Origin of the sequence: Bacillus sp. AFS055030 (assembly GCF_002574545.1) — a bacterium.
GTDB lineage: Bacteria > Bacillota > Bacilli > Bacillales > Bacillaceae_G > Gottfriedia.
Genome location: NZ_NUGT01000007.1, coordinates 67,906 through 81,683 on the forward strand (window position 1 = coordinate 67,906; position 13,778 = coordinate 81,683).

General features: G+C 34.5%; 10 protein-coding genes and 1 riboswitch. Of the genes, 8 read left to right on the top strand and 2 right to left on the bottom strand.

Annotated features, from left to right (window positions below; translation table 11 throughout):
* The first annotated feature begins 45 nt into the window (after nucleotides 1-45).
* The 3 genes from CN925_RS02630 (at nucleotide 46) to CN925_RS02640 (ending at nucleotide 3,597) form a co-directional block, all read left to right on the top strand.
* The gene (locus tag CN925_RS02630; protein WP_098844498.1) at nucleotides 46-1,077 is read left to right on the top strand and encodes an ATP-binding cassette domain-containing protein; all 1,032 of its coding nucleotides are present in this window, start codon (nucleotides 46-48) and stop codon (nucleotides 1,075-1,077) included.
* Nucleotides 1,074-1,886, top strand: coding sequence for an ABC transporter permease (locus CN925_RS02635; protein WP_098844500.1), 813 nt, complete (start codon nucleotides 1,074-1,076; stop codon nucleotides 1,884-1,886). Before CN925_RS02630 ends, CN925_RS02635 begins: the two co-directional genes overlap by 4 nt.
* Before the next feature lie 91 nt (nucleotides 1,887-1,977).
* A riboswitch (purine riboswitch) is annotated at nucleotides 1,978-2,081 on the top strand.
* 208 nt (nucleotides 2,082-2,289) lie between these two features.
* Nucleotides 2,290-3,597, top strand: coding sequence for a nucleobase:cation symporter-2 family protein (locus tag CN925_RS02640; protein ID WP_098844502.1), 1,308 nt, complete (start codon nucleotides 2,290-2,292; stop codon nucleotides 3,595-3,597).
* Between the two features lie 202 nt (nucleotides 3,598-3,799).
* Here the strand turns inward: CN925_RS02640 and CN925_RS02645 are convergent, their stop codons facing one another.
* Complete coding sequence (locus tag CN925_RS02645) at nucleotides 3,800-5,101, bottom strand: O-antigen ligase family protein (RefSeq protein ID WP_098844505.1); 1,302 nt, start codon at nucleotides 5,099-5,101, stop codon at nucleotides 3,800-3,802.
* 404 nt (nucleotides 5,102-5,505) lie between these two features.
* Here CN925_RS02645 and murQ point away from each other — a divergent pair, with 404 nt between their 5' ends.
* Nucleotides 5,506-6,396, top strand: coding sequence for an N-acetylmuramic acid 6-phosphate etherase (gene murQ / locus CN925_RS02650; RefSeq protein WP_098844508.1), 891 nt, complete (start codon nucleotides 5,506-5,508; stop codon nucleotides 6,394-6,396).
* Nucleotides 6,397-6,415: 19 nt separating this feature from the next.
* Nucleotides 6,416-7,828, top strand: a complete 1,413-nt coding sequence (locus tag CN925_RS02655; RefSeq protein WP_098844510.1) for a PTS transporter subunit EIIC — start codon at nucleotides 6,416-6,418, stop codon at nucleotides 7,826-7,828.
* Between the two features lie 59 nt (nucleotides 7,829-7,887).
* Here CN925_RS02655 and CN925_RS02660 read toward each other — a convergent pair whose 3' ends face one another.
* The gene (locus CN925_RS02660; RefSeq protein ID WP_098844513.1) at nucleotides 7,888-8,799 is read right to left on the bottom strand and encodes a Gfo/Idh/MocA family protein; all 912 of its coding nucleotides are present in this window, start codon (nucleotides 8,797-8,799) and stop codon (nucleotides 7,888-7,890) included.
* Nucleotides 8,800-9,223: 424 nt separating this feature from the next.
* Between CN925_RS02660 and CN925_RS02665 the strand changes: the two genes are divergently transcribed.
* The 3 genes from CN925_RS02665 to CN925_RS02675 all read left to right on the top strand — a co-directional run bounded on the left by CN925_RS02665 (nucleotide 9,224) and on the right by CN925_RS02675 (nucleotide 13,694).
* Nucleotides 9,224-10,906, top strand: a complete 1,683-nt coding sequence (locus CN925_RS02665; RefSeq protein WP_098844516.1) for a long-chain fatty acid--CoA ligase — start codon at nucleotides 9,224-9,226, stop codon at nucleotides 10,904-10,906.
* A gap of 294 nt (nucleotides 10,907-11,200) precedes the next feature.
* Nucleotides 11,201-12,898 (top strand): sensor histidine kinase, encoded by a 1,698-nt coding sequence (locus CN925_RS02670; RefSeq protein ID WP_286138241.1) that lies wholly within the window; start codon nucleotides 11,201-11,203, stop codon nucleotides 12,896-12,898.
* 1 nt (nucleotide 12,899) lies between these two features.
* Nucleotides 12,900-13,694: a response regulator transcription factor gene (locus CN925_RS02675; protein WP_098844519.1), complete on the top strand. Its 795-nt coding sequence runs from the start codon at nucleotides 12,900-12,902 to the stop codon at nucleotides 13,692-13,694.
* The last annotated feature ends 84 nt before the right edge of the window (nucleotides 13,695-13,778 follow it).

Sequence of the window (13,778 nt, forward strand, 5' to 3'; positions counted from 1 at the left end):
AGTCGATATATTCATCTTGTAATAAGTCGTAAAGGAGGAAGTAAATTGGAATATTTAAATAAAAAAATAATTACCCCTAATAATGGAGATTTAGCCGTAGAAGCGAGTGGTTTAGTGAAAGTATTTGGTGAAAATCGTGCGGTTGATGGAGTAGATTTAAACGTTCGTGCTGGAAGTATTTACGGTGTACTTGGTCCAAATGGTGCGGGGAAAACAACGACAATTAGAATGCTGGCTACTTTACTAAGACAAGACGAAGGTACTGCACGCATATTCGGACATGATGTTTTAAAAGAGGCTCAAATTGTGCGTCAATTAATTGGCGTTACTGGTCAGTATGCCTCGGTTGATGAGTCACTAAGTGCTACAGAGAATCTGATCATTTTCTCAAGATTACTAGGTTTGGGTAGAGCGGAATCTCGAAAGAAAGCAGCTGATTTATTAGAAGAATTTGGATTAACGGAAGCAGCAAAACGTCCACTAAAAAATTTCTCAGGTGGAATGCGTCGTAGGTTAGATTTGGCTGCAAGTTTAATTGCTCAGCCACCACTTATCTTTTTAGATGAGCCGACAACTGGTTTAGACCCTCGTACGAGAAATCAAATGTGGGATACGATTCGTCGTTTAGTAAAAGAAGGATCAACCGTTCTATTAACAACACAATATCTTCAAGAAGCAGATGAACTAGCTGATCGAATTGCAGTAATAGATCGTGGTCATGTAGTTGCAGAAGGTACTGTTGATGAATTGAAAGCTTCAGTTGGTAGTTCATCGTTACAATTAAAGATTCAAGATATAAAAGATGTTCAAAAGGCCCGTCAGACAGTAGAACGTGTACTTAAAGTAAAATCTAATATTACATTAGTAGAAGGAAAGATTACTGCACCAATGACAGATCCTGACCGAGTGACAGACTTACTGGTCGCCTTGCGTGATGAAGGTATTCATCTAGCCGAGATGAGTGTACAAAAGCCGACTCTTGATGAAGTATTCCTTACGATTACTGGTAATAGCGTAGAAAATGATGGATTAATGGAGTCAGATAAAGTAAAAGAATTGGAGGGAGAAAGAGTATGAGTACTTCAATAAAACAAGCTGCTTATCGTGAATTGAAAAATAAAACTAGCTTTAGACAATCAGTAAAAAATTCATTTACGATGGCTTATCGTGGTCTATTAAAAATAAAGCGTACTCCAGAACAATTATTTGATGTTACATTACAACCTATTATTTTTACCCTTATGTTTACTTATATCTTTGGTGGAGCAATCTCCGGAGATGTTAAGAGTTATTTGCCGGTAATCATACCAGGAATATTAGTTCAGACTGTCATTACTACTTCAATTGTTACAGGTGTACAATTGCGTGAGGATATGGATAAAGGTGTATTCGATCGCTTCAAGTCGCTGCCGATCGCTCGAATTGCACCACTCGCCGGTGCTTTATTGGCTGATACGATACGTTATACAATCGCTACAGTTCTTACTTTCTCTATGGGATATATAATGGGATATCGCCCTGAAGGTGGATTGGACTATGTCGTTTTAGCCGGGCTACTTGTCATTGTCTGTTCATGGGCGATTAGTTGGATTTTTGCCTTTTTTGGAGTAATTGCACGTACAGCATCAAGCGTACAAGGAATTTCTATGCTAGCACTATTTCCATTGACATTCCTTTCTAATGCCTTTGTGCCAGTCGATACAATGCCAAATTGGCTTCAATGGTTTGTAAAAATAAACCCAATTTCACATTTGATCACTGCTGTAAGAAATCTTACGAACACAGGAACTGCAGGTTCAGATCTAATCATTTCGCTTATTGGAGCAGCCGTAATTGTAGCAATTTTTGCACCACTAACTGTAAAAGCTTATATGCGTAGAACATAATAGAAGGTGTTCCATTAGTTTTTTTCTAATGGAGCACCTTTTCCTACATTTTCTACTTGAAAATATTGAATAGCATGTGTAACATTATCAAGGTACAAATAGATAAATAACTCATATAATCATGGGGATATGGCCCATAAGTTTCTACCGGACGACCAATATAATCGACCGACTATGAGTGAAAGCACATCTAGGGTTCCGCATTTACTGTATAAGTTAAATGGCTGGTCCAAGCGATGTGGGCACTACACGTGCTACACCATTAGGGATAAAAACCCAGAAGGACAGGTTTCACTTGAGAGAAACATACTCAAGCGGAACCTGTCCTTTTTTGTTTATAAAGAGTAATAACTGTACAACAAAATATAGATAAATTAAAGCAATGACAAGGGAGAGAATCAGATTGTTAAGTAAACAAAAAGCATTCACATTAGGTTTTCAACACGTCATGGCTATGTATGCCGGTGCAGTTGTTGTACCTCTTATAATAGGTGGCGCGCTTAAACTTACGCCAACTCAGATCGCATATCTAATTGCAGCAGATTTATTTACTTGTGGTATAGCAACAATTCTGCAAAGCATGGGAACTAAATACTTTGGTAGCAGATTACCAGTTGTTTTAGGATGTACCTTTACGGCGGTTGGTCCAATTATTGCAATTGCATCCACATCAAACTTACCGACAGCTTACGGTGCTATCATTATTTCGGGGATTTTCGTGGTTTTAGCTGCTCCTTTTTATGGCAAGCTTTTAAAATTTTTCCCTACAATTGTAACGGGATCAGTTGTAACGATTATTGGGCTTTCTCTAATTCCAGTGGCTATGAATAATGCAGCGGGTGGACAAGGTAGTCCAGACTTCGGTAAAGTACAAAATTTATTACTAGCACTTCTTACACTTATCGTAATTTTAGTTGTTAATAGATGGGCTAAAGGGTTTTTACGTACAATTTCTGTACTTGTTGGTTTAGTTGTAGGTACAATTGCAGGCTATGCAATGGGTATTGTCCATTTTTCAAGCGTATCAGAAGCATCGTGGTTCAGTATCGCTCAACCATTCTATTTCGGAACACCGAAAATTAGTATTACAGCTATTATCACAATGATTATCGTATGTATTGTTAGTATGGTGGAATCAACTGGAGTTTATTTTGCAGTTGGAAAAGCGACTAATCAAAAGGTTAAACAAGATCAAATCGTTAATGGATTGCGTTCAGAAGGTCTTGCAATTATGCTCGGTGGTATTTTTAATGCATTTCCGTATACAGCTTTTTCCCAAAATGTTGGTTTAATTTCACTTACAAAAGTGAAATCTCGTGAAGTTATTTATGCTGCTGGAGGTATTATGGTTGTTCTTGGCTTATTACCTAAACTAGCGGCTTTAACGACAGTTATTCCGAATGCTGTTCTTGGAGGCGCAATGATTGTTATGTTCGGATCTGTCGCGGCTGCTGGGATCTCAATACTATCAGAAGTCGATTTAGGAAAAGGAGACAACCTATTAATCGCAGCGTGCAGTATAGCAGTAGGGTTAGGTTCAGCAACACTTCCACAAATGTTCGACCAACTACCTGACTTTTTAAAAATGTTAATGCAAAATGGAATCGTGACAGGCTCCTTAACTGCGATCATTTTAAATCTATTCTTAACAAAACGAAATGTGTCAGTAGAAGCAAAAGCGCAAGAACAAGTTACGAAAAAAATATCATAAACTACACACTAGAGACCCCTAATAATTGTAGGGGTCTCTAGTGTGTCGACAAAGTACAAAAAATCTGATTTTCAGACTGATTGCAAGCGCTTGTCTTTCGAGGCGCGAAGCCTGGTGAGGAGCGGAGTTACCCTAGACGGTAATGAGCACCGCAGNNCGTTTGTCAACAGTCTGAAGACCCCTAATAATTGTAGGGGTCTTTTTAATATTTATTACTAATAAACTTCGATTTTAAATAATGAAAAATCATGTGTGAACTAACAACTAACCTCGCCGTACTCCCATAAACACTAATAAACTTGCCTTGAATTGCTGAAAACTCGATATTAAATTGCATACGTTTCGAATACCGATCCCAACAGCCAAGCATTATAACAGTCAGGAAACAAATTTGCGGAGAGAACACAGGTTCATCAAATACACCTGTAAACAAAATAATTGATAGGCCGAGCAAAAAACTGTTTAAGTAACATTTCCTACTGCGCTCAAAAAAGAATAAATGAATCCATTTAACAATTTGTACACTAATTAATGTTAAAAAAGCCAATCCACCTAATGTCCCATATTCTACAAACATACCTAGCAGTAAATTATGTGCATGGGTGATGAAATGACCATATTGCATTTCATACTCTTGACCAAATCCAATCGGTGTCACACCAAATAGTGGGTGATTTCTCCATATCAAATATGCGTTTTGCCAAATGTCCAATCTTTTCTGCCCTTCTTGAAAAATAGAATCGGCTCTTGGCATTATATAAAGCAACCATTTCGAAAAGAATAGCCCGATGGTTGTACAAAAAAAGAAAAAGATTCGATTAAATCGGAAGAAAAAAAGTAAATAAATCAGAATCATTGTCGCAAAGCCAGCTCTTGAACCGGTAAGATAAACTCCATAACTAAGTAGTAGTTGGATTGGAAGCTGCCATGCTAAGTTTATATAGTGCTTTCTGTCTAAACTAGAAAGTAAACTAGCAAGGAGAAAAGAGAGAGCGATTAATAAAATAAAAACAGTAAAATTGGGATTGTATGCACAACCAATTAGACGGTTAAAATTTTTAGGTTCTATTTCTCCAAAAAGCACTGTTCCTAATAAATAACCAACTATCTTAGGAAGTGCAAACCATTTAGAAATCCACCCAATTACACAACTATATACGCCCCCAAAGATTATGATCATACGAAATCTCTGAAATAATTGACCTTTCTCAGTTACTAAAACCCTACAATAAATTCCCCAGTAACTAAGAATCGTGATACTGACCAATAAAAATAATCTATTTCTACTTAATAGAGCAGCACCAATAGTAGATAAAAATAAGCATAAGAAAAAGTATGAACTAAACGAATAAATAAAACGTTTTTTAATAAACCATTGAGTATACAGTGTATGAAGCCCGATGATCAATAGCATTGAAATACCTATTGGAGGTAAGAGAAAGCAAAGAAGTATGCTGATCTCCACTAAAGAGAAATTTTGATAAAACAAAGTAATCTTTTTCATTGTAAACCCCTAGTTAGTGACAAAATATCCTTAATCATATGGAGGATGTTGTTGTCTTTTCATCTATATAAATGCATTTTATTTTAATGAAGTTGTCATTCGATTAACAAACATATTTTAAATACATAGGTTTAAAATGCCACAATGGTTTATTAATTATGTTTTGAAATTGTAATTTTGAAATTAAACTTTTTTGCTGGATAAATAATAAATTTATGCAACTTTTAATAGAAAAAGTGTTAGTAGGGGTTTTATGAATATGACATTTATTTGAACAAAAATACGAATTAATAATATGAAATTTCTTCCTAATGGATTTTAATGTTGAAATTTTATTTCAAAGATAGTTATAATATATATGAAATTAAATTTAGTTTTAAAAAATTACTTGAGGTGAAGCGAACATGCTTGAGAATTTAACAACCGAGACAAGAAATGAAAAAACAATGAATTTAGATGAGATGTCTATAGAAGAATTTTTAACCGTAATGAACGAAGAGGATGCTAAGGTTGCTGCTGCCGTTCGAAATGAAATTCCTAATATTTCTAAAGCTGTTGAAAAAATTGTAACTGCTTTCAAAAATGGAGGTCGCTTGATTTATATAGGTGCTGGTACAAGTGGCCGTATTGGACTTTTAGATGCAGTGGAATGTCCTCCTACTTTTGGAACAAGCCCAGAAGAGGTAGTGGGGTTAATTGCAGGGGGAGAAAAGGCTTTTATAAAAGCAGTTGAAGGCGCAGAGGATAGCGAAGAACTAGCAGTTGAAGATTTAAAGGAAATTAAGTTAAGTAAAAATGATATTGTAGTTGGAATTGCAGCAAGTGGTCGTACGCCTTATGTTATTGGTGGTTTAAAATACGCCAAAGAAGTTGGTGCTTCAACTGTAGCGGTTAGTTGTAACAAAGGATCAAAGATAGGACAAGAAGCAGAAATAGCAATCGAAGTTGTTAATGGACCTGAAGTATTAACAGGTTCAACTAGATTAAAGGCCGGTACTTCTCAAAAGTTAGTATGTAATATGTTATCTACAGCTTCAATGGTTGGTATAGGTAAAGTATACGGTAACCTAATGGTTGATGTTCAATCAACAAATGAAAAACTAGTTGAGCGTTCAAAGCGTATTGTAATGGAAGCAACTTCTTGTACGTATGAAATTGCAGAAGAGTATTTAACGAAGTCGAATCAAAGTCCAAAAGTAGCAATCGTTATGATTCTTACAGGATTTAGTTATGAGCAAGCAATTGAGCAATTGAAAAAATCAGAAGGATTTGTTCGAAAAGCGATACAAAAATAAATTTTTGGAGGAGAAGAAGATGGATAAATATCAAAGAATAGCTTCTGAAATCGCTGATGCGATCGGTGGTACAGATAATGTAGTTTCATATACGAATTGTATGACAAGACTTCGTGTTAATGTGGCTGATCGTAGTTTAATCAATGAAGATCAAGTTAAAAAAATTAACGGTGTTTTGGGAACTGTTGATGATGAAACATACCAAATTATTTTAGGTCCTGGTACAGTAACTAAAGTTGCAGAGCAATTTGGTCATCTGAAAAACAGCTCATCGGGAAAACAAGGAACTTCATCAGCGGCTTTAAAAGAAAAAGGATCAGATCTTAAAGCTGAGTTAAAAAAGAAAAATAATACACCTTTTAAAAACTTCTTACGAAAAGTCGGTAATATCTTTATTCCATTAATTCCAGCATTCGTAGGTGCAGGTTTAATTGCTGGTATTGCTTCAGTTTTATTAAATAATATTACTGCTGGAAATCTAGAGGCGGCTACTTGGTCACAATATGTAACAGTTTTAAATGTAATTAAAAACGCAATTTTTGCTTATTTAGCAATTTATGTTGGTATTAACGCAGCGAAGGAATTCGGGGCGACACCATCCCTAGGTGGAGTAATTGGTGGGGTAACACTTTTAACAGGTATGCTTCCTGATCAACCAATTAAAAATATCTTTAATGGTGAACCATTGGCTCCAGGACAAGGTGGTATTATTGGTGTACTACTTGCAGTCTATTTATTATCACTTTTAGAAAAACAATTACGTAAAGTGATTCCAGATTCTTTAGATATTATTATTACACCTATGATTGCTTTATTAGTAGTAGGTTTGCTAACAATTTTCTTCATCATGCCATTTGCAGGATTTATTTCTGATAACTTAATTGGCTCAATTAACTGGGTTATTTCAAAAGGCGGTATTTTGGCAGGATTTATATTAGGTATGGGATTCTTACCATTAGTAATGTTAGGTTTACATCAAGTATTAACACCGATTCATATCGAATTAATTAATACAACAGGTGCAACAGATTTGTTACCAATCCTTGCAATGGCAGGTGCAGGACAAGTTGGTGCAGCATTAGCATTATGGTTACGTTGCAAAAAGAATAAATCATTATCAAATATGATTAAAGGTGCTCTTCCAGTAGGTATTTTAGGTATTGGTGAACCATTAATTTATGGTGTTACATTACCTCTTGGTCGTCCATTTATCACTGCTTGTATCGGTGGTGGTATTGGAGGTGCAGTAATAGGAATGCTTGGTCATGTTGGAGCAATTGCAATCGGTCCTTCAGGTCTAGCGTTAGTTCCACTTATTGCGCACGGAATGTGGATTAAATATTTGATCGGATTACTTGCTGGTTACGCTGGTGGTTTCGTTCTAACGTATTTATTCGGTACTCCTAAAGATGCAATGGCTGAACAAGAATAATTAACAAATATAACCCGAATAATTAGGCACATCAATGTCTACTATTCGGGTTTTTTCATTTAATAAGTATTAGAATCGATATACTGAACGATTCTTTCACAAATTTCGTGAGTGATTAAGGAATCATCTATTGAAGGATCTGGGGTTTTATTCTGTTTTAAACAGTCGAGAAAGTGGTCAACTATTTGGTAAAATCCGCGTTTATATAAGGTTGGTTCCCAATCACCAAATTTCGTAATATTTATTTCTTTATTATGATAATGGGTTGTTTCGACTAAACTACTTACTACATATTTATTTTGTGGTGTCATATATTCAATAATTTCTTCCGTAACACCATTATTTCTGTTCATTATTCCAATTGCCGTGCAACCTTCTCCTATAAGATGGATGACTAAGTGTTCGAGCATATTATCTTTTTTTAAGAAGTTTACTTTTAAATCAACTACATTAGTGGACATTAAATACCTAAGTGTGTCTACTACATGAATAAAATCCTCTACAACAAATCTTCTAGTATATTCAGGAAAGTTAAATCTATTTTTTTGCATGATTATTAAGTTAGCTTTTCCATGCATAGTCAGCTCTCTTACTCTAGGGATAAATCGTCTATTGAAACCAACCATCGCTATTTTTCCTTGTTTCCTGGTCAGATTTACAATTTGTTCAGTTTCACTAAAGTTCAATGAAATGGGCTTATCGATATAAACGTTTATACCATTTGATAATAACTTTTTAGTTATCAAATAATGAGCTTCCGTAGCTGTACTAACAAATGCTGCATGAATATTCTTTTCTAACAAATCTTCTACTGAATTTACTGTTTCAACGATCCGATATTTGTTTGATAAAAAGCCCAGTTTTTCATTATTTCTTGTACATAGCACTAACTCGATATTTTCTTTTTCAGAAAGAACTGGTAGATATGCCTTTGTAGCTATATCTCCTAGACCGATTATTCCAATTCTCATATGCTAACACCTCACTTGTTATTAATTGAAACATAGAAAAGTGGTAATTGTATGTGATTTTACTAAAAAAATTTTGGATACTCAAACTAAGTATTTTTTAAATTTTCAAAAAACTATTTATTCATTTAAGCTTTTCCATTATAATAAAGTCTAAAGTTAACAATATTGATCATATTTTACTATTCCACACATTTCCTTTCCACACTAAACTTAGCAAATACCTCACTTTGTAATTTACTTTCAGTTAATTTTCAGGAGATCCTATTTAAATCAAATGATTTGTAAGCGTTTTCTGTTCTGGTGGTTATTTTATTAAATTGCCCTGTACTTTTTTGTTAATGACTAACATTTGTATACATACAAGAAAGAGATGTCAGTATTAAAATTTAATATTAATAAGGTACATAAGCGAAAGGGGAAATTTATGAGTACTTCACATTTTGCACATTGGCCAAAAAGGGTTTCTAAATCTTTAACTTTACCTGAGACAACACTTTATGATAATTTAGTCGTTTCAGCAAAAAGATATCCAAATAAAACTGCCATAGAGTATTATGGCGCATCAAAAACGTATAAGCAGCTTCTTGAAGAGGTTGATTATTTAGCAGGATATCTTGAGCATGAGTTAGAAATATCCCCTGGTGAACGTGTAATGCTTTATATGCAAAACTCACCTCAATACGTGATCGCCTTTTATGCAATATTAAGAGTAAGAGGAATTGTAGTACCAATTAACCCGATGAACACCACTAATGAACTTGAATTTTATCTAAATGATTGTAAAATTAAAACCGCAATCATTGGCCAAGAACTAACCTCTCAAATTGAACCTTTACATGCTACAACTGAATTAGAGAATTTAGTCGTTGCAGTTTACTCTGAATACTTACCAACCATTCCTTTAGTTTCCGATTTAACGGCAGAAATAACTGAGCCAAAGAAAGTTTATCAAAATAAAAATCTATTTTATTGGGAGGATGCTATACAAACACAGCTCACTCCATCACTTTATGAAGGTAATTCAGAAGATGTTGCAGTTCTTCCATATACTTCAGGAACAACCGGTTTACCGAAAGGCTGTATTCATACGCATAAAACGGTACAAGCAAATGTAGTAGGATCTGCTGTTTGGATGAATATTTCTGCAAATGCCGTTAGTTTTTCAACTTTACCTCTATTCCATGTTACAGGAATGGTTCATGGAATGCATACTCCGATTCTCACTGGTTCAAGTATGGTATTGCTAACTAGATGGAATCGAAGCCATGCATGCAAACTGATTAAACACTATCAATGTACTCATTGGGTAAATATAAGTACTATGCTAATCGACTTTTTATCAAATCCAAGTTTAAATACTGACGACATCAAGTCCCTTGTAAATATTGCAGGTGGAGGGGCTCCTCTACCAGAAGCAGTAGGAGAGCAACTTTTCCAATTAACAGGTTTAAAGTTTGTAGAAGGGTATGGATTATCTGAAACAATTGCTCAGACGCATTTTAATCCACCAGATCGACCAAAACTTCAATGTCTTGGAATTCCGTCATTTGACGTAGACGCCAGAATTATCGACCCATTAACAATGAAACAGTTAGGTGTTGGTGAGGTTGGTGAGATTATTGTCAATGGACCACAAGTATTTAAAGGCTACTTTAATCGACCAGAAGAAACGAATGAAGCTTTTATAGAAATAGACGGAAAACTATTTTTCCGTACAGGAGATATTGGTCGGTTTGATGATGAAGGGTACTATTTTATCGTTGACCGTGTTAAAAGGATGATTAACGCGTCAGGCTTTAAAGTATGGCCAACTGAGGTGGAGAACCTATTATATAAACATTCGGCTATTCAACAAGCATGTGTTGTTAGTAAGCCAGATGAAAAAAGGGGAGAAACAGTAAAGGCATATATAATCTTAAATCCAAATTATTTAGGCAAAGTCAGTGAGGATGACATTATCGATTGGTCTAAAGAGCATATGGCTAACTATAAATATCCAAGACATGTCGAGTTTATTGATCGATTACCAACTACTGCAAGCGGGAAAATTTTATGGAGAACTCTTCAGGAGGCAGAATGGAGTAAAGTTGGACAAATTAATAAGTGACAGGGTAGGTGTAAATGAATAGTAAATAAGGAAGTAGAAAAGGGAGCCTCAACATCAAATGTTTAGGTTCCCTTTTTTGTGTTGTTTTCATTTAAACTAACTATTATCTCAAGATTAATTTCACCTATCTGGTAGTTATTACTAGGTAGGTGTTTTTAATATTCAGACTAATGCTAAATATAGTATGATTATTTTAATATAAAGCCCTTACATTATCTTACTACTGAGGAGGTGATTAAAATCCTCAAATTTAGACTACGGATCAGAAAATTAAACACTTTACGAAATCAAATATTGGCAGTTTTCTTGATTGTTATGGTGATTGTTTTATCGATTGTATCCATAATGGTATATAACCAAGTTGGAACTTTAATGAAAGATACAACAGAGAAACAAATCAAACAAACGGCTGTTGAAGCAAACGGAAGAATGGAAACCTTGTATAAGCAAATTGATACTTTGTCAAATCAATTAATGACTAACGAGACGGTTCAGCAAATATTACTTGGATTGAAAAACGGAGAAAGTGTTGATTTTGCGAAAAGACAATCATTAATTAGAGTAATAAATAACTTTTTAGCTTATTCAAATGGAATCTCTTCTTTCGAGTTATATTCTTCGGAAGGTAATCGTATTTTTCCATTCGGTGAAAAAAATTTATCTAGTGTAATCGATGAGAAATGGGTAAAGGAAGCGGAAGCTGAGAAAGGAAGATTAGTGTGGGTAGGAAAAGATCCTAAAAATAGTAACTATTCTTATGCAATAAGAAGGGTAAGCTTAATGGATCGCTGGTTTTCAAATGGAGGCTATTTAGTAGTAAGAATTCTTAATAGTTACTTTCAAGTTGAAGAAAGTAATTTATCTCCTGGGGAGAAGGATTATATGATGCTTCTTGATAGGGATTTAACTCCGATAACGGATAATTATGGCATTGATATTCAAAAATTTTTAGTAGAAGGATACGAATCGATAAAAGTAAATAAAAAGCAATATATGATTGTCACACAAACATCTACAAAAACAGGCTGGACGCTTGTTATTTTAAAACCTACAAGCTTTTTAAATGAGAGAGTAACACCGGTAAGAAAAGTAACTCTTTTATCTGGCGCAATTGGTTTTATCATTTTTGTCGTGTCATCCATTATTCTAGCAACAATGATTACAAGACCGATAAAGAAACTTACAAATACAATGAAGAATGCGAAAATGGACGAATTGAAAATTAACAAGGAAAGCGCAGCTTCATTAGAAATTATTGAATTAAATAGAACGTATAATCAGATGGTAGAAAACACCAATCATTTAATACAGGTCGTTTATGAAAAAGAATTACTTCGTAGTCAAACTGAGTTGAAGGCACTACAAGCCCAAATTGATCCGCATTTCCTATATAATACGCTAAATGCACTTTATTGGTCTTTAGATGATAGGGGTGAGGATGATTTAGCAGAAATAGTGATTGCAATGTCAGGATTATTTCGCTATACAATTGGTAACGCAAACAGTAGTGAATGGGTAACTATACAAGCTGCTCTTGACCAAATTGAACGATATTTACAAATTATGAAAATGAGATTAGGAGAACGGTTGTTATGGGAGATATCTGTTGAGCCTAATCTATTAGCCATTAAAATACCTAAACTGTTAATCCAACCTTTAGTTGAAAACGCTATTATGCATGGTATTGAGAGTAGTCGGGAACAAGGGCTTGTATTAGTCAAGATTGAAAGAATTGAGGACACTTCTAATTTACTAGTAATTGTTCATGACAATGGACCAGGGATTGATCGAGAAGCCCTTGATGCTCTTAATCTAGCAATTAAAAATGATAATATGTCATCCTTTAAAGGGATCGGGATGGCACTTACTAATGTAAATAAAAGAATTAAATTATATTACGAAGGTTATGACTTAAGAGGCCTTCATTTAGAAAGTGAGGTCGGTAAAGGTACAACTGTATTATTCGAAGTTCCAGACAAAGGTGGAGAATAATTTGGATACAAAGACGATTCTAATTGTTGATGATGAACAAGTGACTAGACAAGGATTAAAAAAAACATTAGAGAAATGGTCAAATGGTAAATTTGAAATTCTGAGTGCGGCAAATGGTCAAGAAACATTTGAACAGATGAGCAGAACAAAAATTCATTTATTAGTAACTGATATTTGTATGCCAGAAATGAATGGTTTAGAGCTTTTAAAAACCCTAAAGGACAAAGGTCATAAGTTTGTTTCCATTATTATTTCTGGACACCCTGACTTCGAATATGCCCAGGAGGCTATTCGTCTAGGAGTTGTAAATTATTTATTAAAACCGGTAAGTAAACAAAAATTAATTGAGGCTATTGAGCAAGCGCTTGAAAAGGAAGCGAATAATGAACGGATTGAGTATATGGAAAAAGTGACTGATCAGAAATTATTAAAGCTAGATCAAGTTCATAATCACTCTAATTCAATTAAGTCAGCTAAAGTATTTATTAATCAGAATATAAGTAATCAAATTTCATTAAAGGATGTTGCAGAAGCGGTACATCTAAATGCGAGTTATTTTAGTGTGTTATTTAAAGAGCAGGTGGGGTTAACGTTTAGTGAGTATTTGACTAGAAAGAGATTACAAATTGCAAAAAATCGGCTACTGACAACTGATTTGCAAATTGGAGAAATTGCACTAGAAGTAGGCTATCAAACAGCTAAATATTTCATTAAGATCTTTAAGGACTACGAGGGTATTACCCCTAGTAAATTTAGAAAAATGTCAGAACTTGATGATGCACTAATCCAAAAATAGTGGAATTTTATCCAATCGTGGTTACCTTACCGCGTTTTTTTTTTAGTGCTAGAATTTACTTGTAACGAAAAATTCAAAAAATGG